This is a genomic window from Pseudomonas sp. Tof1, assembly GCF_055390395.1.
Window position 1 is genome coordinate 6,928,083 of the sequence record NZ_AP024344.1, and the last position, 25,733, is coordinate 6,953,815.

Sequence of the window (25,733 nt, forward strand, 5' to 3'; positions counted from 1 at the left end):
CCGAGGCCCCCAGCAATGATCCGCATCACCCTCCCCGATGGCTCGCAACGCGAGTACGACCAGCCGCTGTCGGTCTTCGAAGTGGCCGCCAGCATCGGCGTCGGCCTGGCCCGGGCAGCGGTGGCCGGGCGGATCGACGGCGTGCTGGTCGACTGCGACACCCTCATCGAGCAGGACGCGGCAGTGAGCATCGTCACCCCGCGCGACGACGAAGGCCTGCAGATCCTCCGTCATTCCTGCGCGCACCTGCTGGCCATGGCGGTCAAGCAGCTCTACCCCTCGGCCCAGGTCACCATCGGCCCGGTGATCGAGAACGGCTTCTTCTACGACTTCGCCTACGAACGCCCCTTCACGCCCCAGGACCTGGAACTGATCGAGGAGCGGATGCAGGCCCTGGCCGCGACCAATCATTCGGTACGTCGTCGTACCCTGCCGCGTGACGAAGCCATCGAATATTTCGAGAACCTGGGCGAGCACTACAAGGCCGAGCTGATCCGTGCCATCCCCGAAGACGAAACCTTGTCGCTGTACCGCCAGGGCGATTTCGAGGACCTGTGCCGCGGCCCGCACGTGCCGTCGACCGGCATCCTGCAGGCGTTCAAACTGACCAAGGTGGCCGGGGCCTACTGGCGCGGCGACGCCAACAACGCTCCGCTGCAGCGGATCTACGGCACCTGCTGGGCCAACGCCCGGGACCTCAAGGCCTACCTCACCCGCCTGGAAGAAGCCGGCAAGCGCGATCATCGCAAGCTCGGCGCGCAACTGGACCTGTTTCACTTCGACGAGTGCGCACCGGGTTCGGTGTTCTGGCATGCCAAGGGCTGGACGCTGTTCCAGCAACTGATCGGCTACATGCGCCAGCGCCAGGAGCAGGCCGGCTACGTCGAGGTGAACACCCCGGACGTGATGGACCGCGGCCTGTGGGAAACCTCCGGGCACTGGCAGAACTACCGCGATCACATGTTCACCACCAGCACCGAGGACGAGCGGGTGTTCGCCCTCAAACCGATGAACTGCCCGGGCGCGGTGTCGATCTTCGGCCATGGCCTCAAGAGCTATCGCGACCTGCCATTGCGCATCGCCGAGTTCGGCAAGGTCCATCGCTACGAGCCGTCCGGCGCCCTGCACGGGCTGTTGCGCGTGCGCCACTTCACCCAGGACGATGCGCACATTTTCTGCACCCCGGAGCAGATGCAGGATGAGTGCGAAACGGCGATCGCCCTGGTGTTCGATATCTACCGCGAGTTCGGCTTCAGCGACGTGCTGGTGAAACTCTCCACCCGCCCGCTCAACCGCATCGGCAGCGACGAGACCTGGGACCGGTTGGAAGGCGCGCTGCTCGGCGCCCTGGGCCGGATGGGCATCGACTACCGGATCAACCCCGGCGAAGGCGCCTTCTACGGGCCGAAGCTGGAGTTCGTGCTACGCGATGCCATCGGCCGCGACTGGCAGTGCGGGACCCTGCAGGTCGACCTCAACCTGCCGGAGCGTTTCGATATCGGCTACATCGACGAGAACGGCGAGCGCCAGCGGCCGGTGATGCTGCACCGGGCGCTGTTCGGTTCGCTGGAGCGCTTCATCGGCATCCTTGTCGAGCACTACAGCGGCGCCCTGCCACTGTGGCTTTCGCCCTGCCAGGCGGTGGTGCTGAACATCAGCGAGGGCCAGGCCGACTATGCCCGGGAGGCCGTCCAGCGGCTCAAGGCCCATGGCTGGCGAGCGGTGGCGGACCTGCGCAACGAGAAGATCGGCTACAAAATTCGCGAACACAGCCTGCAGAAGGTGCCCTACCTGCTGGTGGTCGGCGAGAAGGAAAAGGCCGCGGGGCTGGTCAGCGTGCGCAGCCGGGCGGGAGAGGACCTGGGGACGATGACGGTCGAGGCGTTGCTGCAACGCCTCGACACCTGAGGACCCCCCTCTACCTGTAGGAGCGAGGCTTGCCCGCGAATGCGTCCTCAAGGTCGCCAAAAGCTTCGCGGGCAAGCCCCGCTCCTGCAACCCACCGCAGGCCGCTCTTTCATCAGGACCGCGGCTTCACCGCCCCGCAATCCTGCCCCAGCCAGACCGCCTTGGTGTCCATGCTGCCATTCTGCTGGATACCAGTGGCATTGAACGTGCCGCTGACCTTGGTGGTGAACTCGCGATCACTGACAAAATGCGCCGTGCCCGCACCCTGGGCCTTCGGACAGCTGAAGCGGAACTTCCAGTCCGGCCCCTTGCGTTCGGTGACCTGCTGCTGGCAGCCGGACTGCGGATCGGTCAGCGGAATCGCCTCGGAAGCCACCTGCTGCGGCGTCAGACACACCCGCACGCCCTGTCCGCCCAGGTTGATGCCCTGCTTTTCCAGGGCGGCACGCTGCTCCGGCGTGGTGTTCTGCTTGAGCACGCCCAGCAGCATGTTCACATCCAGCGACTGGTTCTCGACCTGCACATTGCTGGAGGTCAGTTCCCACAGACCGGGCTGCAGCACTTGCGCCTGGGCCACGGGAATCACGAAGGCACAGGCGATGGCCAGCCCCGGCAGACGAAGGTTCATCGTATAGCTCCTGAAGAAAGGTCCTGCTTAGACGCCAGAATCATGCTTGGGTTGCGTGATGAATTAAATAGCGACAATCGCGCCGGAACATGGTCTGTTAGACGGTACGGATTCAGGATCAGGACCTCATGGATTTTTTTGGCCCTCATGTCTTCGGCTATCTGATAGCGCTGATTCACACGCTTGGCAGTATCGCGGCCATTCACGCCGTGCTGACCGTACGCACCGCCCAGGGCTCGATCGCCTGGGCGCTGTCGCTGGTATTCATTCCCTACCTCACGCTGATTCCCTACCTGGTCTTCGGCCGCAGCACCTTCGATGCCTACATCAAGGCCCGGCGCCAGGCCAACGTGGAAATGCGCAAGGCCATCGCCGACCTGAACTGGCGGCCCTGGGTCGAGGAGGCCCTGGCCGCCCGCAACTCCCAAGCCTACGCGGCATTGCGGGCGATGCCCAAGCTCGGCCGCATGCCGTGCCTGGCCAACAACCAGGTGCGCTTGCTGGTCAACGGCGAGGCCACCTTCGAGGCGATCTTCCAGGCCATCGAGCAGGCCCGGCATGCCGTGCTGGTGCAGTTCTTCATCATCCACGACGATCGGCTCGGCCGACGCCTGCACAGCCTGCTGCAAAAAAAGGCTGCCGAGGGCGTCGAGGTCTACCTGCTCTATGACGGCATCGGCAGCCACGCCCTGCCCCACGGCTATGCCGACAGCCTGCGCGACGGCGGCGTGCGGGTGAAAGCCTTCGCCACCCGCAGCGGCTGGCTCAACCGCTTCCAGGTGAACTTTCGCAACCACCGCAAGGTGGTGGTGGTCGACGGCGTGGTCGGCTTCGTCGGCGGGCACAACGTCGGCGATGAATACCTGGGGGCCAGGCCGCCGCTGTCGCCCTGGCGCGACACCCATGTGCAGGTCAGCGGCCCGGTGGTGGCCTGCCTGCAGGAGTCGTTCGCCGAAGACTGGTTCTGGGCCGCGCGCCAGCTGCCGCCGCTGATCCTGCCGGACACCTACCCCGACGACGGCGTCCTCTGCCAGTTGCTCGCCAGCGGTCCGGCCGACCCGTTCGAGACCTGCTCGCTGTTTTTCGTCGAGGCGATCCACGCCGCCCGCGAGCGGGTATGGATCACCAGCCCGTACTTCATCCCCGATGAAGCGGTGTTCGCCGCCCTGCGCCTGGCGGCCCTGCGCGGCGTCGACGTGCGCCTGCTGCTGCCCTCGCGGCCCGACCACCGGATCGTCTACGCCGCCTCCAGCCTCTATGCCTTCGAAGCCGTGCGCGCCGGGGTCCGGGTATTCCGCTATGGCCCGGGGTTCCTGCACCAGAAGGTGGTACTGGTGGACAACGAGATCAGCGCCATCGGCAGCGCCAACCTGGACAACCGCTCGTTCCGGCTGAATTTCGAACTGATGCTGCTGACCGTCGACCCGGCCTTCGCCGGCGAGGTGGAAAACATGCTGCTGAAGGACTTCGACCTGGCCCGCGAAGTCACCCACGAGGACAGCCGGGAAACCCACCGCCTGCAGCAACTGGGCATGCGCATCGCCCGGCTGATTTCGCCGATTCTGTAGCAGGAAGGACTATTTTCAGATAACCGTAGGACCGTTCCGAAAGGCCGGCCCGGCCCTGCGATCGACACCGAGGGTCTTTTAAGCTGGGGGTTTCGCCGAGCAATCCTCCGGAGGCCCCACGATGAAGTTCACATCTGGCAGTTCCAGCACCCCACCGTCGATCACCGTCGAATTCGGCAAGCCCAGCCATGTCCATCACCTGCACTACCAGGTGCTCTACAAGGACAAACCCTTCGAGGAGGCCGCCCTGTACTACTACGACAACGGCCTCTACAAGATCGTCTCGCCGGGCGAAGAACACTACGGCGTCTATGTGGTGAGGGGCAGCTTCGACGACCTGCGCTACGCCATCAGCTATATCTCGCTACCCTCCAGCGACTGATACGGCAACGTCGCCCAGCATGACCTGAGTTTCGACCGGGAAACCGGCACCTTCGAGCAACAGGCCCTGCTGCCCTCGGACCAGGATATTCCCCGCCAACATGGCCGCTACCGGTTGGAGAGCAACCCGGTAGCCGACCCGCGCCCGCTCAAGTGGTAAGACGGGCAGTCAGCGATAGAGGTCGCCACGGGTCCAGGGCAGGTCGTGGCCGCCGTCGGCCAACGGTTTCACCGCGAGGATCTGGTGCAGGTTGATCCAGCCCTTCTCGAAGGCGTAGGCGCAGCCGGCCAGGTACAGCCGCCAGATCCGCAGGGCCTTGTCCGGCACCAGCTTGCCAGCCGCCTCCAGGTTGCCCTCCAGGCGCTGGCTCCAGATGTTCAGGGTTTTGGCGTAGTGCAGGCGCAGGCTCTCCACGTCGACCACTTCCAGCCCGGCCTCGCTGACGAACGCCGAGATCATCGACAGGTGCGGCAGCTCGCCATTGGGAAATACGTAGCGGTCGATGAAATCGCCAGCGCCGCGCCCGACCGGGCGGCCGTCGACATGGCGGGCGGTGATGCCATGGTTCATCACCAGGCCGCCCTCGCGCACCGCGCCGAACAGGATATTGCTGTACTGCTGCAGGTTGGCGTGGCCGACATGCTCGAACATGCCGACACTGACCACCTTGTCGAACCGACCGTCCTGCGGCAGGTCGCGATAGTCGAGCAACTGCAGGTCGACCTTGTCCTGCAGGCCCTCGGCGATCACCCGCTCCCGGGCCAGCGCCAACTGTTCCTTGCTCAGGGTGATGCCGAACACCTTGACCCCGAACTCCCGGGCGGCGAAGCGCGCCAGGCCGCCCCAGCCACAGCCGACATCCAGCAGGTACTCGCCCGGTTGCAGGCGCAGCTTGCGGCACAGGTGACGGAACTTGGCCTGCTGGGCCTCCTCCAGGCTGGCATCGTCGCGCTCGAAATAGGCGCAGGAATAGACCATGTCGCGATCCAGCCAGAGCTGATAGAACGCATTGGAGAGGTCGTAGTGGTAGGAAATCGAAGCCGCGTCGGTTTCCTTGTCGTGGGAGTGGCGCTGTGCCGGACCGTCCCCTTCGTCCTCCAGCAGCGCCTGGCTCAGCTCGTCGCAGACCCGTACCACTTCGCTGACCGGACCTTCGAGTTCCAGCTTGCCCTCGACGAACGCACTGCCGAGCAGGTCCAGCGTCGGATGGCTGAATTGCGCGACCAGTTGCGGGTCCTTCACAGTGATGGTGATGCTGGGATGCGGCCCGAGATCGAATTGATGGCCGTCCCAGAGTTTCAGACGCAGCGGTAGCTGAAGATTCTGTAAGGCCGGTGGAAGTTGCGCGAGCATGAGTGGTCCCCCCTGTTTCAGAAGTCTGATTAAAGGGTAGCGCATTACCGGGAACTGTCAGGCTATCGGGATGATAGACCCGATTCATGATGTTCGCCTGCTGTCACCGCAGTGGGAGGGATCTTGGGCTTGCCCGCGAATAGCCCACATGGGCACCGCTTTATCCCCATTTACTCGGGAAGCTTGAGCAACGGCTCCTGGAAGCGCAGCAGCCGCCCGGCATTGCCCAGCACCAGCAGGGTGCTGAGGTTGTGCAACAGCGCCGCGATCATCGCTCCCGCCACGCCCAGCCAGCCGAAAGCCGCCGCCGCGACGATCGCCAGGGTCCAGCCCAGGCCGATCACCACGTTGACCTGCAAGGTCCGGCGGCACTGCCGGCTCAGGCGTACGCAGGTGCCCAGGCGGCGCAGGTCACTGCCGATCAGCACCACGTCCGCCGAGGCCAGGGCGATGTCCGCGCCGCCCGCGCCCATCGCCACCCCGACCACCCCGGCCTTGAGCGCCAGCGAGTCGTTGATGCCGTCGCCCACCACCATCGGTCGGAAGCCGCTGTCGATCTCGCCGAGCACCCGCTGGAGCTTGTCCTCGGGCAGCGCCTGGGCGGCGACATCGCTGATGCCGACCTCCCGCGCCAGGCGGTCGGCCACGCTCTGGCGGTCACCGGTCAGCAGCAATTGCCGGCCCAGGCCCAGCTCACGCAGCTCGCCCAGGGCGTGTCGGGCCTCGGGCTTGGTGCTGTCGGCTAGCAACAGCCAGGCGAGAAATTCACCCTCCAGGGCCAGGCCGGCAATCGGCCCGTCGTGCTCGGGTACCGGCGTGGTGGCGATCGCCAACTGGCTGAACAGCTCCGGCCGGCCCAGCGCCGCCTGGCCGTGGGCGGTGCTGGCGACGATACCCAGCCCCTGGCGCTCGTGCACGTCACTCAAGGCCACATGCTCGGCCGGCTGCGCCAGCCCCGCCAGGGCCCGGCTGACCGGGTGGCTGCTGGCCGAACCGAGGCTCGCCGCCAGGCGCAGCAACGGCTCGCGGTCCGTCACTGCGGTCTGCAGCGACTGCAGGCGCAGGCTGCCGTAGGTCAGGGTGCCGGTCTTGTCCACCACCAGCGAGGTCAGGTCGGCCAGTTCCTCGAGAAACGCCGAGCTGCGGATCAGGATGCCGTGCCGCGCCGCCACGGCGATGCCGGCAATCGCCGTGGCCGGTGCCGACAGCACCAGCGCGCAGGGGCAGGCTGCCACCAGCACGGCGAGCATCGCCTGGGCGTCGTTGGTGATGAACCAGGTGACTGCGGCGATCATCAGCACCAGCACCAGATAGCTGCCGGCATAGCGCTCCAGCAGGCGGGTGATCGGCGGCTTGGCCCGTTCGGCGCTCTGCATCAGCGCGATCACCTTGCCCAGGGTCGACTCATGGCCGGTGCGGGTCACCTCGATGCGCAGCAGCCCATCGAGGTTGATCGCCCCGCCGAACACCTGCACCCCGGCACTCGCCTCCAGCGGCACCGACTCGCCGGTGATCGGCGCGGTATCGAGGCTCGCCTGGCCGGACAGCACCACGCCGTCGGCCGGTACCCGGTCGCCGGCGCGGACCTCCACCTGGTCGCCGGCCTTGAGGCTGGCGTTGTCCACCTCAAGCACACTGCCATCGGCCTGTACCTGCCGCGCGTGGCTGCGGGTCAGCCGGCCGAGGGCGCCGATGGCCTCCTGGGAGCCGATGACGCTGCGCTCTTCGAGCACGTGGCCGAAGATCATGATGATCGGCAGCAGGGCGGCGGTCAGCAGGTCGCCGGTGGCCCAGGCGCCGAGCATCGCCAGGGCGATCAACTGGTCGGTGATGCCGTGCAGACTCGGATAGCGCAGGCTGTACCAGGCCGAGCGCATCACCGGCACCGCCACCAGGATCGAGGCAAAACCGAGCAACAACTGGCTCACCCCGACCTGCCCCGGCGCCAGCCAGCGCCACAGCAGGCCTAGCCCGAGCAGGCCGAGGGCGAGCATCGCCAGCAGCAGTTGGCGGGCCGCGCTGCGCTGTTCGGCGCGGCTCAGCAGGCTGGCCGGCGGATGGGCCGTGGTCGATGCACTCATTGCTCTGCTCCCTGGATGATCAGGCGGGAATCGTCCCGAGGGTCGACCGTGGTCACCGACCCGGCCTGCTGGAGAATCTTCGGCATACGCTCGCGGTACAGGCGCAACAACAGGCCCGGGTCGCTGCCGTCCTGCTGCGCCTTGCCCAGGCTCGCCACCGTGGCCGTATCGGCCTGGGCCCTGGCCAGGCGTTCGCTGGCCTGGGCCTTGGCGACCTGCACCAGGCGGTCGGCCTCCTGGGTCGCCGACTGGCCGAGCTTGGCCGCTTCGTTACGGGCATTGGCCACGGCCTTGTCGGCCTGCTGGCTGGCGGTCAGTACCGCGTTGAAGGCATTCACCGCCGGGCCCGGCAAGCTCGACTGGACGTCGACCCGCGCCACCTCGACGCCAATCCCCTGCCCGCTCGCCGCCAGTTCGGCCAGGCGCCGGTTGACCCCTTGCAGCAAGTCGCCGCGCAGGCGCTCGCGGCGTTCGGCGGCCTGACTGTCGCTGCCGATCAGTTCGGGGCGCGCGACCAGTATGGTGTCCAGGTCCCGCGCCGCGGTCAGGGCCACTGCACTGCGGGTGACGATCCGGTCGAGGGCCGGCAGCACGTGCCCGGCCTGGAGCACGAAGGCATAGGGATCGGTGACCTTGTAGAACACCCGTACATCCAGCTGCACCACACCGGCATCGCCGGTCAGCAGGTAGCCGGAGCCGGCCAGCGCGTCATTGATCGGCGTCGCCAGGGTGGCCTGGCGGTCGGCCTGCAGCGCCGCATCGGAGCGCAGCAGCCCTTCGACGCGCCGCTCGATCACCCGGTCCGCCGCCGGCAGGATCACCACCTGCTCGAAGGGCCGCGGCCAGGCCAGCAGCAAGCCGGCATTCTGGATACGCTCCAGGGCCCCCAGGCGCAGGACCACCGCGCGCTCCTGCGGGTCGATCTGCCGCACGTTGGAAAAGGCCCAGGCCAGCGCCGCCAGCACCGTCACCGCATAGAGGCCGAGAAACGCCAGGCGACCGGCCTGGATCCACGGGCTGTCCAGGCCCCGTGAGGGTTCCGGGTATTCACTCATGGCTGCGCCCCGGCCTTGCCATCATGCTTGTCGACAGCGGCCGGCGGCCCGTCGACCAGCACCCGGAAAGGCGCCGCATCGGTGCGCAGGATCAGCCTGGTTCCCGGGGTGACGATAGTGCCGAGGGTGTCCAGCGAGCGCAGCAGGTTGTACAACTGCGGCGAGCCGGCGTAGGCCCGGCCATAGATCTGCGCCGCCTCGACCCGCGACTGTGCCTCGATGTCGGCGGCCTTGACCGTGGCATCGGCCTGCAGGATGCGGGCATCGCGTTCGGCGGCGGAGCGGATCTGCGCGGCCTCGCGCTTGCCGATCGCGGTACGTTCGGTGGCGATGGTTTCCCGTTCGGCGCGCATGCGGTCGACGGTGGCCGAGAGCGTCACCGAAGGCAGCGTCAGGCGCTCGATGCCGACCTGCAGGACCCGCACGCCGTAAGTCGAGAGCAATTGCTGGTCGATCTGCTGACGCAGTTGCGCCTCGAAATCGGCGATCCGTACCTGGCGGGCATCGGTGTTGACCAGGCTCGACAGGTCGAAGCTGGCGGCGGTGGTTTCCAGCGCCGATCCGACGAAGGTGCGGATCTGCCGCGCGGCTTCGTCCGGCTGGTTCTGCACGGCGCGCATGAAGCGCTCGACGTTCTGCGGATCGCCCTGGACCTGCCAGGCCACATAGGCCTGGATGATGATGCGCAGGCCATCACGGGTGCCGACATCCTGCAGGCCGCTGGAGGTGGTACGCAGGCGCAGGTCGACCGGAATCGCCGCCTCGAACGGCGCCGGCCAGCGCCAGCCGAGGCCCGGTTCGAGCAGCACCCGCGACGGGTTGCCGAAACGGGTGATTACCGTGGCCTCGCCGGAGCGCACCTGCACCAGGCTCGCCGCCGCGACCGCGAACAGGATCAGCAGCAGCGCCCAGCCCATGCGCCGCCATGGAAATGGCCCGCCGCTGCCCGCATCGCCGTGGTGGTGATCGTGCCCGTGATGAGGGTGATGATGACCGGCGTGCTCGTGGCCGCCGTGATCGTGATGATCGGCACAATGGGAGTGGGACAGGCTCAAGGGGTGACTCCTGGCTGGACGGCTTTACGCGCAGGCATGGGGTCGGCCGGCAGCGTGAATGAACGCAGATCGATGGTGGGGGCGCTGTTGCCGCCCAGGCGGTGGTCGAGCACCCATAGCTTCGCCTTGCCCAGCCCCTGGCTCAGTTGCGCCAGGTACTGCTCCAGCACGAAAGCCTGGCCGGCCTGGGCATAGGCCTGGCGCTCGGCGCTGAAACGCAGGTCTGCCGCGCGGGCGCCGGCCTTTACCTCGTGGGCGCTGGCCCGGGCCTGGTCCTCGACAATGCTGGCCTGCAACTGCGCCTGGTTGGCCTGTTCGCTGGCGGCGCCACGCTCGCGGGAAATCAGCGCCTGGGCGCTGATCTGTGCCGCCTGCACCGCGTGATAGGCGTTCGCCGCACCCGCTGGCGGATGAATCGCCTCGACCACCGTGGCGAGGATTTCCACGCCACTGTCCAGGCGTTGCAGGTCGGCCTGTACCGCACGGCCGATATCCTCGGCCAGCGCCGTGCGCTGTTCGCCCAGCAGACCATCGAGAGTCCGCGCGGCGAAATCATGGACCAGCACCCGGCTGGCGGTGCTGCGGATCAAGCTCGGCACATCGGCGCTGTTGTAGGTGGCGGCCAGCGCGGCCTGGTCGCTCAAGCCAATGCGGTAGACGAAACGCACGTCCATGTTGACCACCTGGAAGCCCTGCCGGTCGCCGCTGCTGCTGGCGATCACCTGGGACTTCTCGTTCACGTGGCTGGCGTCCCACAGCCGGTTGGCGCTGGCCGGCGCCTCACCCTCGGCGGGGTCGGGTACGGCAGAGGCCGCCGCCTCGACGCTGGTGGCCAACTCGTGGACCACGCCATTCTCCACCGCCAGCACCCGGCCCAGCGGCCAGGGCAGGCCGACATGCAGGCCGGGGCCGAAGACGTCCACCGGTTTGCCGAAACGTTCGTAGATACCACGCCCCTGCAGCGGCACTTCGCTGACCCCGCTCAACAGCCAGCCGACCGCCAGCACCACCAGCAGCACCGGTGCGAATGCCCGGCGCATGTAGCTGAAGGCCCAGATCTGACGCAGGTCGATGCCAAAGCGGTTGTGCAGTTCATCCTGCAGAGCCAGCAACGGTTGCGGCGGCCAGCGCAACAGGCCGGCGATGAAGCTGGTCGCCACCAGGCGCGGCTCCAGGCTGTCGCGCCGCGGGCTGAACAACGACAACAGCGCCCGCAGCAACAATTCCGCCGCCACCAGTGCCGGCAACAGGCCGATCAGGCTGAGCAGGCGAGCCGGCCAGAGGTTCTGCGGCCCGCTGAACAACAGGCACAGGGCACTGACCACCTGCACGCCGATCGCCACCCGAACGAACTGCGCCAGGGCCTCGGCTTCCGGCCATTCGGCGGCATGGGCCTGGGCCAACTGGCGCTCCAGCACCAAGAGGGCAAATGCCAGCAACAGGCCCAGGCTCGCCGCCACGGAGCCGCTCAGCCCCAGGCTCGCGCCGGCCAGCGTCAGGTTCCAGGTCTGCTCGACGCTCACCAGCGCCAGCAAGGCCCAACCGCCCAGCCATAGCGTCGTCGCACCGATCTGCGCCAGGGCGTTGCGCCACAGGCTGTCCAGGCGGGCGAGCAGACGCTCGTAGGCGCCCAGTGCTTCTGCCACCTGCAGCGCGGACGCCACGCCGGGCTCGACCACGGCAGGCGCCCTCGCCTGCTCGCGCCAACGCGCCACACCGGCAGCCGACTGCAACGCCGCGACCAGCACCAGCAAGGCCGCGGCGTTGTTGTTCAGCAGGCTCGGCCAGATCGACGCCGGCGCAAACAGCCCGACGAAGAAGCCCAGCACCAGGCCACTGAGCGCCAGCACCGCCAGGCCGAGGCCCAGGCGTTGCAACTGACGGGCCTGCAAGCCCGCCCGCTGGAAGCGCGGCAGGCTTTCGAGGTCGGCCTGCGACGCTTCAAGATCCACTCGCATGTCCACTCCAGACCCGGTTCGATCACCGAGGTCATTCACATCAGGATAGCCGGAGCCCTGGCGCAGACCTCAGGTCGGCGCACCCGCGAGCCCCTTGAAATATTTGGTTACCTTATAACAGAAAGGGTGAATTTTTCGTTCGCAGGAGCGCTTTTTGTGCGCAGCCGGCAGGCCCGGTTGTGATGCTGCAAACCCGGACCTGCCGAACACCGCCAACCCAAAAGCGCTATCGAACCCGATGAACACCAGGCTGAAAACCCGGACTACTCCAAAACTCAAAAGCAAAGGGAAGTTACTCACATGAACAATATATAAGTCCTACAGATAAAACCGACCCTATAAATCAATAGCGAGAGCAATGTAACAAAATCCAACAAGAGAGTGACTTGATTGGCGAATCGCCAGTGACTAACATCCGAGCAGCCGAACAATGTTTTTCATTAACTTAAAATATTCCAATTAAAAGCCGAACATCGGAAAACTCCGGTGACCTTGCACTAAAAGACTGTAAGCGCTTTACCTGCCGGCTCGCCATGCCGAGGACTCCTGCTGGAGAGCCAAAAGTTAAGACTGATGTTTTGCAAAAATTAATAACTATATGCCAGACGGCAAACACACTTGACACCCCATCGTGCGTGCTGGTGACCCATAATATCGCCAACACTCAGCGCGCACCCCAACGACGGAGCCGCCATGAGTCGTGATCTGAACCAGTATTGTTTCTTCCAACCCTCTTCCACGCCCTTTGGTGCTTCCGGTGGAGTCAGTTGCCTGACCATCAATCAACCGGGCTCGCGTCTGGCGCTGAACAACCTGCTGGATTTGATCAGTCATGAAATACGCCAGGAAGATAATGAAAAAGTCCATCGACTGACCTTCAGGAGTGGCCAGACACTCTGCATAAAAGTCGATGCCAACCTGATTACGGTTCGTGGGCCGCGTATCAGCTTCCACAGCGACTCACGTTATCCACAGGTCACTTATCTGGAAGATCCTGCTCTCAGCAATAGTAGCAATAAGCTATCAATCTGAACCCTTCCCCCCCCCCTGAATCCAGGTGCCCGTCGCCTGGATTCAGCGCCAGGCCCAGGACCCTTGCGGGTTTATTTCTTGAATGTGCAGGGCCGCACGGATTTTTAGCCGGAAGCTAATGTCAGCCTCTGTTGTTTATGGCAATAATTCGTTCACTTTGCCGATAAACGGTTATCCCGATCACCACCGTCTGGACCCAAGCCCTCTCAGACAAGGACCGTCGCTTCCATGCCTTCGATCTACCAACTCAAACCCCGCTTCCAGAATCTGTTGCGACCGGTGGTCCAGCGCCTGTTCGACAATGGCACCACGGCTAACCAGGTCACCCTCAGCGCGGCATTGATTTCCCTGCTGGTGGGCGCGGTGGTAGCCACCTTCGCCAGCCACGCCTGGGTCTTCCTGCTCATCCCGCTGTGGATGATCCTGCGCATGGCTCTGAACGCCATCGACGGCATGCTGGCCCGGGAGTTCGGCCAGCAATCGAAGCTCGGCGCCTACCTGAACGAGCTGTGCGACATCATTGCCGACAGCGCCTTGATCCTGCCGTTTGCCCTGCTGCCCGGGGTCAGCCTGCCGGCGGTGCTGCTGGTGACCCTGCTGGCGCTGTTCAGCGAATACGCCGGGGTGATGGGGCCGCTGGTCGGCGTGTCGCGGCGCTACGACGGGCCGATGGGCAAGAGCGACCGGGCCTTCGCCCTCGGCGTGATCGCCACCGGTGTCGCTTTCGGCCTGCTCCAGTCCCTGTGGATAAACGGCCTGCTCCTGCTGATCGCCGCGCTGCTGGTGGTCACGCTGATCAACCGCGTCCGCCAGGGCCTGAAAGAGGCCGGTCAAGAACCCTGATAGCAGGAAGCGCTGGCTCCCATGGAAAACCACAGGCAATGAAAGGCAGGCCCCTGCGGGCTCTCCACTGATCTGCGATACGGCACAAGGATAATGCGATGCGCGACGAGCAAACCCAGACCTTCAGTACCCACGATGGCGTCGAACTGTTCTATCGCCACTGGCCGGCCACCGCGCCGGTGGCCGGCGAGCCGCGCAAGGCCATCCTGCTGTTCCACCGTGGCCATGAGCACTCCGGGCGCATCGCCCACCTGGTGGACGAACTGGACCTGCCGGAATTCGATTTCTTTGCCTGGGACGCCCGCGGCCACGGCCAATCGCCGGGCGAACGCGGCGACAGCCCGAGCTTCGCCACCAGCGTGCGCGACGTGCAGACCTTCTGCGACCACCTGGGCACGACCTTCGGCATCGCCGAGGAAAACCTCGCGGTGGTCGCCCAGAGCGTCGGCGCGGTGATCGTCGCCACCTGGGTGCACGACTACGCGCCGAAGATCCGCGCGCTGGTGCTCGCCTCGCCGGCCTTCAAGGTCAAGCTGTACGTACCGTTCGCCCGTACGGGCCTGGCCCTGCTGCGACGCTTTCGCGGCAACTTCTTCGTCAACAGCTACGTCAAGGCCAAGTTCCTCAGCCACGACCCGCAACGCATCGCCTCTTATGACAGCGACCCGCTGATCACCAAGGCGATCTCGGTGAACGTGCTACTGGGCCTGTACGAAGCCGCCGAGCGGGTGGTCGCCGATGCCAATGCGATCCAGGTGCCGACCCAGGTGCTGATTTCCGGTGCCGATTTCGTGGTCCACCGCAAACCCCAGGAGCAATTCTTCCAGCGCCTGGGCAGCCTGAAAAAGGAACTGCACGTACTGCCGGGGTTCTTCCACGACACCCTCGGCGAGCGCGACCGGCACCTGGCGGTCAGCCGCGCCAGACGCTTCATCGAACAGGGCTTCCTCAGCCCGGTGAATCGCCCGGGCCTGCTGGACGCCGACCGCATCGGCGAGACCTGCGCCGAGTCCGAAGCACTGGCCGCGCCACTGCCACACAACTCGCCACGCGACCTGTACTGGCGCCTGACCCGCGCCGGCATGGCCGTGGGCGGCAAGCTGTCGGCCGGTGTCAAGCTCGGCTTCGACACCGGTTTCGACTCCGGCAGCACCCTGGACTACGTCTATCGCAACCAGCCCACCGGGCACACTGCGCTGGGCCGGCTGATCGACCAGAATTACCTGAACTCCATCGGCTGGCGCGGCATCCGCCAACGCAAGCTGCACGTCGAGGAACTGCTGCGCCTGGCCATGGCCCGGTTGCGCGAGCAGGGTCGCGAGGTGCGCATCGTCGATATCGCTGCCGGCCACGGGCGCTACATCCTCGAAGCCCTGCAAGGGGTCACGCCGCTGCCGGAATCGATCCTGCTGCGCGACTACAGTGATATCAACGTCCGCGACGGCAGCGCGCTGATCGCCGAGAAGGGCCTCGGCGAGATCGCCCGCTTCGTCAAGGGCGATGCCTTCGACCGCGCCGACCTCGCCGCGCTGGACCCCAAGCCCAGCCTGGCGGTGGTGTCGGGGCTGTATGAACTGTTCGCCGACAACGGCATGGTCGGCAACTCCCTGGCCGGGCTGGCCGAAGCCTGCGAGCCGGGCGCCTACCTGGTCTATACCGGACAACCGTGGCACCCGCAGCTGGAACTGATCGCCCGCGCCCTGACCAGCCATCGCCAGGGCCAGGCCTGGGTGATGCGCCGACGCAGCCAGGCGGAAATGGACCAGTTGGTGGAAGCCGCCGGGTTCCGCAAGATCACCCAGCGGGTCGATGAATGGGGGATCTTCAGCGTCTCCCTGGCACAACGGGTGCAATGATGGACGCCACCGCGCGCGAAGCCGGCCTGCTCAAGCGCGCCGTACTCTGGCTGCTGCTTCTGGCACCGTTGTTCTTCGGCAGCTATGGCTTCGCCACCTGGTACACCAGCCAGCGCAGCGATGTCGGCAGCTTCGTGTTCGGCTGGGAGAGCCAGATACCGTTCTGGGCCTGGACCATCGTGCCCTACTGGTCCATCGACCTGCTGTACGGCCTGTCCCTGCTGTTGCCACGCAGCAGACGCGAGCTGGACCGGCACGCCCTGCGCCTGCTGACGGCGCAGGCCATCGCGGTGTCGTGCTTCCTGCTCTGGCCGCTGACCTTCACTTTCACCCGGCCACCGCTGGACGGCGTGTTCGGCTGGCTGTTCGCGGTGCTGGCCGGCTTCGACAAGCCGTTCAACCAGGCGCCGTCGCTGCACATCGCCCTGCTGGTGATCCTCTGGGTCATGTACCGCCGACATTTCAACGGGGCCGGACGCTGGCTGGTGCACGGCTGGTTCGCCTTGATCGGCCTCTCGGTGCTGACCACCTATCAACATCACTTCATCGACGTGCCCACCGGCGCCCTGGCCGGCTGGCTGTGCGTCTGGCTGTGGCCGGACGATCGCTCCAGCCCGCTGGCGGTGGCGCGGCCGGCCCGCGACGGGCAGCGCCTGCGCCTGGCGGCCCGCTACGGGCTGGGTGCCCTGCTGCTGGCCGGTGTCGCCGGCTATTTCGCCGGGGCCGCGCTGTGGCTGCTCTGGCCGGCGCTGGCCCTGGCGCTGGTGGCGCTCAACTACGCGCTGTTCGGCGCCCAGGGCTTCCAGAAGCGCGCCGACGGCAGCCTCAGCCCGGCCGCGCGCTGGCTGTTCGCGCCCTACCGGGCAGGCGCCTGGATCAATTCACGGCTGTGGACAAGATCCCATCCACAACCCGATCCGCTTGTGGATAACCTCTGGCTCGGCCGCCTGCCCGGCCGCGACGAACTGCGAGCCGGCCCGTTCAAGGCCATCGTCGACCTGTGCGCCGAACTGCCGCTGGCGCCAGAAGGGCGAGCCTATCGGAACATCCCGGTGCTGGACCTGATCGCCCCCTCCGCCGAACAGTGCCGGGAGGCCGCGCAGGCCATCGAACAACTGCGCCAGCACGGACCGCTGCTGGTCTGCTGCGCCCTGGGTTACTCGCGCAGTGCCACGGCCGTCGCCGCCTGGCTGTTGCACAGCGGCCGGGTGCAGGAAATCGACGAGGCCCTGGCCCTGATCCGTGCGGCGCGCCCCGGCGTGGTCCTGCACCCGGCCCACCGCCAGGCGCTGGAAGCCATGATCCACCTGCAGCCCGGTGCGGCCCCCGCCCACCTGAGGATCGCCGATGCCCGCTGACATTCCCCTGCAGGTCGTCGCCAGCCTGTTGCGCCGAGGGCGCTCGCTGGATCAGTTATCCACAGGGCTGACGCTGCTCGGTGTGCTGCTGGGCCTGGCACCGCTGCTGATCGGTACGCTCAGCCCGTGGTGCCTGGGGCTCGGCCTGTGGTTGGCCATGTCGGGGCTGTTGCAGAAATACTGGGCGTTCAGGGTCGCCTTCGACGCCGACCTGTTTCAACTGATGGCCGGCAACCCGAGTGCCCTGGGCGACCGCACCGAAGCCCTCGACACCGCGCTGCAGGACCTGGGCCTGCAACCGCGACAGTCGCTCAGCCGTCCCTGGAGCGAACGTAGCCGCGGTGCGCTGCGCCTGCTCAAGCGCCAGGCCCTGTGGCTGGCGTTGCAGATCCTGCCGCCCCTGATCGTCATCCTGGCCAGCCCCTGGCTGCCTTTCGCCGGATAAGGAATCGTCATGCTCGAACCCGTGGTAGCCACCCTGATCACCTCCGCCGCGCGCCTGATCACCGGCGCGCGCAGCCTGTGGATAGGTTGCGCGCCCGACCCGGTGCAACGCATCTACTTCGCCAACCACAGCAGCCATGGCGACTTCGTGCTGCTCTGGGCCTCGCTGCCGCCAGCGCTGCGGACACTCACCCGGCCAGTCGCCGGCGCCGACTACTGGAACCGCAGCACGCTCCGCCGCTACATCATTCGGCGGGTGTTCAACGGCGTACTGATCGACCGCGAACGCAAGGAGCCTGGGGATAACCCACTGCAACCGATGCTCGACGCCCTGGAACAGGGCCACTCGCTGATCATCTTTCCCGAGGGCACCCGCAACCAGGAAGAAGGCCTGCTGCCGTTCAAGAGCGGGATTTTCCACCTGGCGCGGGCTTATCCACAGGCGCAACTGATTCCGGTGTGGATCGCCAACCTCAACCGGGTCATGCCCAAGGGCCGGGTGCTGCCCCTGCCGCTGTTGTGCACCACCGCCTTCGGCGCACCGCTGCAACTCGAAGAAGACGAAAGCAAAGAACATTTCCTGCAACGCAGCCGCGATGCGCTGCTGGCCCTGGCACCGGAGCAACATTGAGATGGATAGGCAGACCCTGATGTTGTTCGCCGGGATCGGCATGATCCTGGTCCTGGCTTCGCTGATCGGCTTCATCCTCAAGCGACGCGCCGGCGATGCACCGAACGCGGTGATCGACAACCTCAACGCACGGATCAACGCCTGGTGGGTGATGGTGCTGGTGATCGGTACCGCCTTCTGGCTCGGTACCGGAGCGGTGATCCTGCTGTTCTACGCGGTGTCGTTCTATGCCCTGCGCGAGTTCCTGACCCTGACGCCGACCCGGCGCAGCGACTATCCGGCGCTGGTGGCGGCGTTCTACCTGGCGCTGCCGCTGCAGTACCTGCTGATCTATTCCGACTGGTACGGGCTGTTCTCGATCTTCATCCCGGTGTACGTGTTCCTGCTGCTGCCGATCCTCGCCTCCCTCGGCGGCGACAGCACGCATTTCCTGGAACGGGCCTCGAAGGTCCAGTGGGGCTTGATGATCGCGGTGTTCTGCGTGTCGTTCGTGCCGGCCCTGCTGACCCTCGACATCGCTGGCTACGAAGGGCGCAACCTGCTGCTGATCGCCTACCTGGTGATCGTGGTGCAACTGTCGGACGTGCTGCAGTACGTCTGCGGCAAGCTGTTCGGCAAGCGCAAGATCGCGCCCAACCTGTCGCCGTCGAAAACCGTCGAAGGCTTCGTCGGCGGCATCACCCTGGCTTCGCTGATCGGCGGCGCGCTGTTCTGGATCACCCCGTTCAAGCCCTGGCAGGCATTGCTGATCGCCCTGCTGATCAACCTGCTGGGCTTTGCCGGCGGTATCGTCATGTCGGCGATCAAGCGCGACCGCGGGGTCAAGGACTGGGGCCACATGATCGAGGGCCACGGCGGCATGCTCGACCGGCTGGACTCGGTGTGCTTCGCCGCGCCGATCTTCTTCCACCTGGTGCGCTACTGGTGGACCTGACCGGTCCGCTCACCTGATCCGATTGTTCCCACGCCCCGCGTGGGAATGCAGCCCCTGACGCTCTGCGTCACCCGTGCGGACGCGTCCTGGGAGACGTTCCCACGGGGACCGTGGGAACGCTCACCGCTGGCAAGACAGGCACTTGACCGGCATCCTGCTATGCGCTCATATTATGATCATAATATTTTGTTTCCCTTGGTGACCCGACTGGCAGGAGAACAACCATGAGCAATTACGACGTGATCATCATCGGCGGTGGACCTGGCGGCTATAACGCGGCGATCCGCGCCGGTCAGCTGGGCCTGAAAGCCGCCTGTGTGGAGGGCCGCGACACCCTCGGCGGCACCTGCCTGAACGTCGGCTGCATGCCCTCCAAGGCGCTGCTGCACGCCTCCGAACTGTATGAGGCGGCCACCAGCGGCGAGCTGGCCAACCTCGGTATCGAGGTGACGCCGCGCCTCGACCTGGCGCAGATGATGAAGCAGAAGGACGACAGCGTTGCCGGGCTGACCAAGGGTATCGAGTACCTGTTTCGCAAGAACAAGGTCGACTGGATCAAGGGCTGGGGCCGCCTCACCGGGCCCGGTCAGGTCGAGGTGACGGCCGCCGATGGCCGCAAGAGCCAACTGCAGGCCCAGGACATCGTGATCGCCACCGGTTCCGAACCGACGCCACTGCCCGGCGTGGAAATCGACAACCAGCGCATCCTCGACTCCACCGGCGCCCTCTCGTTGCCGGAAGTGCCGCGCCACCTGGTGGTGATCGGCGCCGGGGTGATCGGCCTGGAACTGGGCTCGGTGTGGCGACGGCTGGGCAGTCAGGTCACGGTGGTCGAATACCTCGACCGCATCTGCCCCGGCACCGACCTCGAGGCTGGCAAGACCCTGCAGCGCGCCCTCGGCAAACAGGGCATCGGCTTCAGGCTCGGTACCAAGGTGACCCGCGCCACCCCTTCGGCCACCGGCGTACAACTGCGGGTCGAGCCGGCCGCCGGCGGCGAGAGCGAACTGATCGAAGCCGATTACGTGCTGGTGGCGATCGGCCGCCGCCCGTTCACCCGCGGCCTCGGCCTGGAAAACGTCGGCCTCGCCACCGACCCGCGCGGCCTGCTCGCACAGCACGGTCATCGCAGCGAAGTGCCGGGCATCTGGGTGATTGGCGATGTCACCTCGGGACCGATGCTCGCCCACAAGGCCGAGGACGAAGCCATGGCCTGCATCGAACGGATCGCCGGCAAGGCCGCCGAGGTCAACTACGCCCTGATTCCCAGCGTGATCTACACCCGCCCGGAACTGGCGAGTGTCGGCAAGACCGAAGAGCAGCTCAAGGCCGAAGGCCGCGCCTACAAGGCCGGCAAGTTTCCCTTCAGCGCCAACAGCCGCTCCAAGATCAACCACGAGACCGAAGGGTTCGCCAAGGTCCTGGCCGATGCGCAGACCGACGAGATCCTCGGCGTGCACCTGGTCGGCCCGAGCGTCAGCGAGATGATCGGCGAATACTGCGTGGCCATGGAGTTCTCGGCCTCGGCCGAAGACATCGCCCTGACCTGCCACCCACACCCGACCCGCTCCGAGGCCTTGCGCCAGGCGGCGATGAACGTGGAAGGCCTGGCGACACAGATCTAGTGCCCTGTGTAGCTGATTCGCTTGCTCAACTTCGAGTCTTCGAATTGACCGTACAGGACACTAGACAGGAAGATGATCGAGCGGCAGCGGTCCGGGCGCCTTCACCGCCTGGATCGCAAAGTTGCTGCGGATGTCGCGCACTCCCGGCAGGCGCAACAGTTCGCCGGTGAGGAAGCGTTCGTAGGCACGCAGGTCGGGGACCACCACCTGCAGCAGGAAATCCGACTCGCCGGACACCAGGAACGCCGAGATCACCTGCGGCAGGGCCGTGACCGCCAACCGGAACGCCTCGGCGTCGGCCTCGTGGTGCCGCTCGACCTTCACCCCGACGAACACCGTCAGCCCCAGCCCGACCTCGTCCCGATCCAGGTTCACCTGGTAACCGCGAATCACCCCGGCCTCTTCCAGCATGCGCACCCGGCGCAAACACGGCGAGGCCGACAAGCCGATCTCGTCGGCCAGTTCGACGTTGCTCAGGCGGCCATCGCGTTGCAGCGCGGCGAGAATCTTGCGGTCGTAGGCATCGAGTTTGATTTTTGGCATATCCAGCTACCCGAGTGGTTCCTGTTGGCATTTTGTGCCAAGTCTAAGCCCGTGCGGGGTCGAATACGCAAGCACCTGCCCCGGCCTTCCGGCATAGACTTTTGCCTGTTCCCCCACTCAATCGAGAGAACGGCAACGATGCTCCTCTACCTGCTCGCGCTGGCGATGGTCTATCTGCTCCCCGGTCCCGACATGATCCTGCTGCTGCAAACCGGCGCCCGCCATGGCCGCGCCCTGGCTCTCACCACCGCACTGGGGCTGGCCGTGGCCCGTGCCTGCCATGTCGTCCTCGCCGCCCTGGGCCTGGCGGCACTGTTCAGGGCGGCCCCGTGGACCTTCGACCTGGTGCGCCTGGCAGGCGCCACCTACCTGCTGTGGATCGGTATCCGCATGCTGCGCCCCGGCACGCTGGCCAGCCTTGGGGGCGACGCCCGGGCCGCGCACCCTCTTCGACTCGGTTGGCGCGGCGCCTTTCGCCAGGGGCTGCTGACCAATCTGCTCAACCCCAAGGCACTGCTGTTCTGTTCGGTGCTGCTGCCACAGTTCATCGATGCCCAGGCCGGGGCCGTCGGCGCCCAATTCCTCGGGCTCGGTGCAACGCTGGTAGGCGTGGGCCTGCTGTTCGACAGCGCCTATGCCCTGACCGGCGCCTGGATCGGACGCTGGCTGGACAGCAACCCGCGAGCCCAGCGTCTGCAGCAATGGCTGTTCGGCGGCCTGCTGATCGGCTTTGCCGCACGCCTGGCCTTTATCCAGCAAGCCTGAACCTTCATGCATGACAAACGCCGTTAGCAGGTGAGTCGACGGCGTTTTTCTTATACATTTCATTCCTCATTTATTCAGGCAGTCCAGTCACCATGACCAGCACGCTCGATCGTCTTATCGCCGGCACTCCCATTCTCTACGCGGGTAATCGGGTTTCCCCGGTACCGCCGGAATTGGCCGAGCGTTTCCAGCCGGGCGATCATCTGCTGGTCGACCAGAGCAGCGGTGAACTGCTGCTGATCCCACAGTCGGTGCAGCAGCTCGCCGCGGCTGCCATCGATGCCGCGCAAAACGCCTTCAGTGCCCTGGCACAGGTTTCGGACGAAGCCATCAGCCGCTTCTTCGACCTGTTCGCCGGGCACCTGGAGGCCGAGCCATCCTGGGCCTTGATCGAGGCCGCCAACCAGGCCGACCTGGCCCGCGCCCAAGCCCTGGGGCGCTCCACCACGCGCCTGGCCACCAGCCAGGCCATGCGCCGCGACATGATCGCCGGGCTGCGCGCCTGGCGCGATGCACCGCTGATCCGTGGCCGCGTACGCGAGTCCGTGGAACATGCAGGCTGGAAAGTCGAGCAGGTGGTCGCACCGCTGGGTGTGGTGGCGTTCGTTTTCGAGGGCCGGCCCAACGTCTTCGCCGATGCGGCCGGGGTTCTGCGCACCGGCAATACCGCCGTGCTGCGCATTGGCAGCGATGCCCTCGGCACCGCCCAGGCGATCGTCAGGCACGCCCTGGCGCCGGCCCTGCGTGAAGCCGGTTTGCCAGAGGGTGCGGTATCGCTGGTGGAAAGCCTCGACCGCTCAGCGGGCTGGGCGATGTTCGCCGACCGCCGCCTGTCCCTGGCCGTGGCCCGTGGCTCGGGCCACGCAGTGAAACAGCTCGGCGGCATCGCCCAGCAGGCCGGTACCGTCGTCAGCCTGCACGGCACCGGCGGTGCTTGGCTGGTCGCCCACCAGGATGCCGATGCCGCCCGTTTCGCCGACGTGGTGCGCAACTCCCTCGATCGCAAGGTATGCAACACACTGAACGTCTGTGTGATCCATCGTCAGCGGGCGGCGGAACTGGTGCCGGTATTCCTCGAGGCCCTGACCGAGGCCGGCCGGGCTCGTGGTCAGAGCTGCAAGCTGCATGTGGTCAGTGGCGACGAAGGCGTGCTGCCCGAACAGTGGCTGCAGGCGCGGGTTCAGGTTCGCCGGGCCGAGGGCGACCAGGAAGAGGCACAGACGGAAATCCTCCCCGAGGCGCAACTGGGTCGAGAATGGGAATGGGAGGACACGCCGGAAGTCAGCCTGAAGATCGTCGACGACCTGGACCAGGCCATCGCCCTGTTCAATCGCTACAGCCCGCAGTTCACCGTGTCGCTGCTCAGCGCCGATCGCCAGGCCCATGACTACTTCTACAACAGCATCAATGCGCCCTTCGTGGGTGATGGCTTCACCCGTTGGGTCGATGGGCAGTATGCGTTGAACAAGCCGGAGCTGGGTCTTTCGAACTGGGAGAACGGTCGGCTGTTCGCCCGTGGCGCGATTCTCTCGGGTGACGGGGTGTTCACCCTGCGCAGCCGGATGACTCAGGTCGATACCCGCCTGCGCCGCTGACCGATACAGACGCTACACCTGCTTGAGTGTTCCCACGCTCCGCGTGGGAACGACCCATCACAGCCGCATGGTTCAGAGATCGAGCACCAATGGCTCCTCCCCCTGGGCCGGGACCGCACAGCAGATCAACACTTGCCCGTCCCCCGGCAGTTCCGCCGGCGGCCGCGGGTAATGCACCCGTCCACTGATCAGGCGCGTGCTGCAGGTACCGCACGAGCCACCCCGGCAACTGAACTCCGGCCGCAAGCCACGGCTCTCCGCCAACGCCAGCAGGCTTTCCCCCTCCGGCTGCCAACGGGCCTCTTTCGCCGACCGGTGGAACAGCACCGGCACCGCTACGGTAGCCGCCGGCGGCTGCTCGATCTGCCTGGCGCCCGGATCCAACCGCCGACTCAGCGTCGACGGACCAAAAGTTTCGGCATGGATCTGCTCGTCACGAATATCCCTGTCACGCAATTGATCGTATAAATCCTGGGTAAAGCCACCCGGCCCGCAGAGAACGAAATCCACCGCGTCATAGTCGTCGATACGCAGCAACTGCTGCATGACCTCGACACTCAGGCGCCCACGCACATCGTAATCCCTGCCCGGCACCGCCTGCGCCTCCGGCTGGCTCAGCAGACGCACCACCCGCACCGTTTCACCGGCACGCGCCATCAGCTCGTCCAACTCCTTGGTGAACGGCAATTCCGCCAGCGAGCGGGCACTGAGGAACAGCACGGTCGGCCGCATCCGCCGTGTGCGCTGCCCCTGGTAAACCACCTCGCGCAGCATCGACAGCAACGGCGTGATGCCGACACCCGCCGCCAGCAGCACCAGCGGACGCGGCGCACTCGGTGCCACGGTGAAGTGCCCTTGCGGTGCCCGGGCCTCAAGCAGATCGCCTACCTGCAGGCGGTCGTGAATATGTGACGACACCCGCCCATCACGTTTCACGCTGATTCGTAGAAACGCATCCGAGGGCGCGCCAGACAGGCTGTAGGTGCGAATATGAGTTTGCCCGTCGATACTCAAGCGCAAGGGCAGATGCTGCCCGGCCAGGAACAACGGACTCCCCGCCCCGTCGGCTGGCTGCAGGTACAACGAACGGATATTGCGGCTTTCCTCGACGATCCGCTCGATGCGCAGCGGCCGCCAGCTATTGCCCAACGCTTCGGCCTGCAAGCGGGCGGCAGCCTGCTGCCAATTGCCGGTCATCAGGCTATTGGGGGAAAAGCCTTCGAACTTCCAGCGCAAGGTCGAACCAGCCGGGCGGCGAACAACATGTTCCACGTGGAACGTCCACAAACGCTCCGCGCCCTGGAATGCTTTCACTAACGGGCCGTCGAGAATGATCTCGGTGCGACCGCTCAATTGCAGCAGGTCGCCACTGTTGAAGTCGATGAACAACAAACCGGCCCGTGGATTGACCAGCAGGTTGCCCAGGGTGTTGAAGAACAGGTTGCCGGAGAAGTCCGGGATGGTCAGGCAGTCACCCTCCACCCGGACGAAACCGCTCTGGCCGCCGCGATGGGAAACGTCCACCGAACGGGCACCGTCGATATCGACATAGCTGGCGACGAAAAAGGTATCGGCTTGACGAATCATCGCCGTGGCCAGCGGGTCCAGTGTCGTGCCACGGTGGACGACCCGTTGTGCCGGCTCGACTGGCGCCACCCGCTCGAACTGGCGTAGCTGGATATACTGCGGGCAGTTACCGAAGCTGTGTTCCACGACGATATCCAGGCCCTGTTTTCCCAGGCTGTGGATACGCCCATTGATCCGGTTGCGCCGCCGCGTGTGCAGTTCGATGCCCAACAGGCCCAGCGCCGCCCCTTGTCGCACGGCTTTATAAGTCGGGTCCTCGGGCTGGGGAAAACTGTCGACCAACAGGTGTTTCGGATCCGGGGACGAGGCAAAACCAGGTTCGCCTTCGAACAGGCTGGCCCAAGGCCGCCCCGCGTCATCGACCGCACCCAACAGCATGAACGGCAGTTGCCGGAAGAAATCGCGATGCTGGTCCGGCATATAGTCCCGGACCACCCGGGTGCCCAGTTCAGCCATCCGCTCAGCGACGCCGACTCGTGCCTGCATCTGCCGTTCGCCCGCATGCCAGGGTGAAACGCCGGACTGTTTCATC

The 25,733-nt window shown here is 65.9% G+C and carries 21 protein-coding genes; 13 read left to right on the forward strand and 8 right to left on the reverse strand.

All coding sequences use genetic code 11. The features are described from left to right. Positions 1-15 precede the first annotated feature (15 nt). Positions 16-1,908 carry a threonine--tRNA ligase gene (gene thrS, locus ACZ5KU_RS31315; RefSeq protein ID WP_416771103.1) on the forward strand — a complete coding sequence of 631 codons (1,893 nt, stop codon included), beginning with the start codon at positions 16-18 and terminating at the stop codon, positions 1,906-1,908. 112 nt (positions 1,909-2,020) lie between these two features. Here the strand turns inward: thrS and ACZ5KU_RS31320 are convergent, their stop codons facing one another. Then, on the reverse strand, positions 2,021-2,536 hold the full coding sequence (locus ACZ5KU_RS31320; protein ID WP_054057215.1) for a DUF3617 domain-containing protein: 516 nt from the start codon (positions 2,534-2,536) through the stop codon (positions 2,021-2,023). 128 nt (positions 2,537-2,664) lie between these two features. Here ACZ5KU_RS31320 and cls point away from each other — a divergent pair, with 128 nt between their 5' ends. Then, complete coding sequence (gene cls / locus ACZ5KU_RS31325; RefSeq protein WP_054057214.1) at positions 2,665-4,104, forward strand: cardiolipin synthase; 1,440 nt, start codon at positions 2,665-2,667, stop codon at positions 4,102-4,104. Between the two features lie 121 nt (positions 4,105-4,225). Continuing rightward, on the forward strand, positions 4,226-4,486 hold the full coding sequence (locus ACZ5KU_RS31330; protein ID WP_464736678.1) for a hypothetical protein: 261 nt from the start codon (positions 4,226-4,228) through the stop codon (positions 4,484-4,486). Positions 4,487-4,654: 168 nt separating this feature from the next. On the opposite strand, the gene cfaB is transcribed toward ACZ5KU_RS31330, so the two are convergent. The 5 genes from cfaB to hflK (ACZ5KU_RS31355) all read right to left on the reverse strand — a co-directional run bounded on the left by cfaB (position 4,655) and on the right by hflK (ACZ5KU_RS31355) (position 11,988). Next, on the reverse strand, positions 4,655-5,839 hold the full coding sequence (cfaB, locus tag ACZ5KU_RS31335; protein ID WP_054057212.1) for a C17 cyclopropane fatty acid synthase CfaB: 1,185 nt from the start codon (positions 5,837-5,839) through the stop codon (positions 4,655-4,657). Between the two features lie 170 nt (positions 5,840-6,009). Next, a complete protein-coding gene (locus ACZ5KU_RS31340; protein ID WP_464736679.1) occupies positions 6,010-7,920 on the reverse strand; it encodes a cation-translocating P-type ATPase in 1,911 nt (636 codons plus the stop codon). After that, entirely contained in the window at positions 7,917-8,975 is a 1,059-nt protein-coding gene (gene hflK / locus ACZ5KU_RS31345; RefSeq protein WP_464736680.1) for a protease modulator HflK, read from the reverse strand. The genes ACZ5KU_RS31340 and hflK (ACZ5KU_RS31345) overlap by 4 nt, the downstream gene beginning before the upstream one ends. Beyond that, positions 8,972-10,030, reverse strand: a complete 1,059-nt coding sequence (gene hflC / locus ACZ5KU_RS31350) for a protease modulator HflC (RefSeq protein WP_464736681.1) — start codon at positions 10,028-10,030, stop codon at positions 8,972-8,974. Before hflC ends, hflK (ACZ5KU_RS31345) begins: the two co-directional genes overlap by 4 nt. Next, positions 10,027-11,988, reverse strand: coding sequence for a protease modulator HflK (gene hflK / locus ACZ5KU_RS31355; protein ID WP_464736682.1), 1,962 nt, complete (start codon positions 11,986-11,988; stop codon positions 10,027-10,029). Before hflK (ACZ5KU_RS31355) ends, hflC begins: the two co-directional genes overlap by 4 nt. Positions 11,989-12,681: 693 nt before the next feature. Between hflK (ACZ5KU_RS31355) and ACZ5KU_RS31360 the strand changes: the two genes are divergently transcribed. The 8 genes from ACZ5KU_RS31360 to lpdA all read left to right on the forward strand — a co-directional run bounded on the left by ACZ5KU_RS31360 (position 12,682) and on the right by lpdA (position 20,711). Continuing rightward, positions 12,682-13,020, forward strand: coding sequence for a hypothetical protein (locus tag ACZ5KU_RS31360; protein WP_017903012.1), 339 nt, complete (start codon positions 12,682-12,684; stop codon positions 13,018-13,020). Between the two features lie 228 nt (positions 13,021-13,248). After that, positions 13,249-13,863: a CDP-alcohol phosphatidyltransferase family protein gene (locus ACZ5KU_RS31365; RefSeq protein ID WP_464736683.1), complete on the forward strand. Its 615-nt coding sequence runs from the start codon at positions 13,249-13,251 to the stop codon at positions 13,861-13,863. Between the two features lie 98 nt (positions 13,864-13,961). Further along, complete coding sequence (locus ACZ5KU_RS31370) at positions 13,962-15,719, forward strand: bifunctional alpha/beta hydrolase/class I SAM-dependent methyltransferase (RefSeq protein ID WP_416771116.1); 1,758 nt, start codon at positions 13,962-13,964, stop codon at positions 15,717-15,719. Beyond that, positions 15,716-17,077 carry a phosphatase PAP2/dual specificity phosphatase family protein gene (locus ACZ5KU_RS31375; protein WP_464736684.1) on the forward strand — a complete coding sequence of 454 codons (1,362 nt, stop codon included), beginning with the start codon at positions 15,716-15,718 and terminating at the stop codon, positions 17,075-17,077. The genes ACZ5KU_RS31370 and ACZ5KU_RS31375 overlap by 4 nt, the downstream gene beginning before the upstream one ends. Beyond that, on the forward strand, positions 17,067-17,522 hold the full coding sequence (locus tag ACZ5KU_RS31380; RefSeq protein WP_054060958.1) for a hypothetical protein: 456 nt from the start codon (positions 17,067-17,069) through the stop codon (positions 17,520-17,522). Before ACZ5KU_RS31375 ends, ACZ5KU_RS31380 begins: the two co-directional genes overlap by 11 nt. Before the next feature lie 9 nt (positions 17,523-17,531). Beyond that, the gene (locus tag ACZ5KU_RS31385) at positions 17,532-18,152 is read left to right on the forward strand and encodes a lysophospholipid acyltransferase family protein (RefSeq protein WP_054060959.1); all 621 of its coding nucleotides are present in this window, start codon (positions 17,532-17,534) and stop codon (positions 18,150-18,152) included. 1 nt (position 18,153) lies between these two features. After that, positions 18,154-19,086 (forward strand): phosphatidate cytidylyltransferase, encoded by a 933-nt coding sequence (locus tag ACZ5KU_RS31390; RefSeq protein WP_054060960.1) that lies wholly within the window; start codon positions 18,154-18,156, stop codon positions 19,084-19,086. Positions 19,087-19,310: 224 nt separating this feature from the next. Beyond that, positions 19,311-20,711: a dihydrolipoyl dehydrogenase gene (lpdA, locus tag ACZ5KU_RS31395; protein ID WP_273819705.1), complete on the forward strand. Its 1,401-nt coding sequence runs from the start codon at positions 19,311-19,313 to the stop codon at positions 20,709-20,711. A gap of 60 nt (positions 20,712-20,771) precedes the next feature. Here lpdA and ACZ5KU_RS31400 read toward each other — a convergent pair whose 3' ends face one another. After that, positions 20,772-21,245 carry an Lrp/AsnC family transcriptional regulator gene (locus ACZ5KU_RS31400; protein ID WP_054060963.1) on the reverse strand — a complete coding sequence of 158 codons (474 nt, stop codon included), beginning with the start codon at positions 21,243-21,245 and terminating at the stop codon, positions 20,772-20,774. 147 nt (positions 21,246-21,392) lie between these two features. Between ACZ5KU_RS31400 and ACZ5KU_RS31405 the strand changes: the two genes are divergently transcribed. Both ACZ5KU_RS31405 and ACZ5KU_RS31410 read left to right on the forward strand, forming a co-directional pair. Continuing rightward, positions 21,393-22,019: a LysE family translocator gene (locus ACZ5KU_RS31405; RefSeq protein ID WP_273819703.1), complete on the forward strand. Its 627-nt coding sequence runs from the start codon at positions 21,393-21,395 to the stop codon at positions 22,017-22,019. 92 nt (positions 22,020-22,111) lie between these two features. Then, entirely contained in the window at positions 22,112-23,614 is a 1,503-nt protein-coding gene (locus ACZ5KU_RS31410) for an aldehyde dehydrogenase family protein (protein WP_464736685.1), read from the forward strand. Positions 23,615-23,686: 72 nt separating this feature from the next. Here the strand turns inward: ACZ5KU_RS31410 and ACZ5KU_RS31415 are convergent, their stop codons facing one another. Then, complete coding sequence (locus ACZ5KU_RS31415; protein WP_464736686.1) at positions 23,687-25,732, reverse strand: 2Fe-2S iron-sulfur cluster-binding protein; 2,046 nt, start codon at positions 25,730-25,732, stop codon at positions 23,687-23,689. Between the last annotated feature and the right edge of the window lies 1 nt (position 25,733).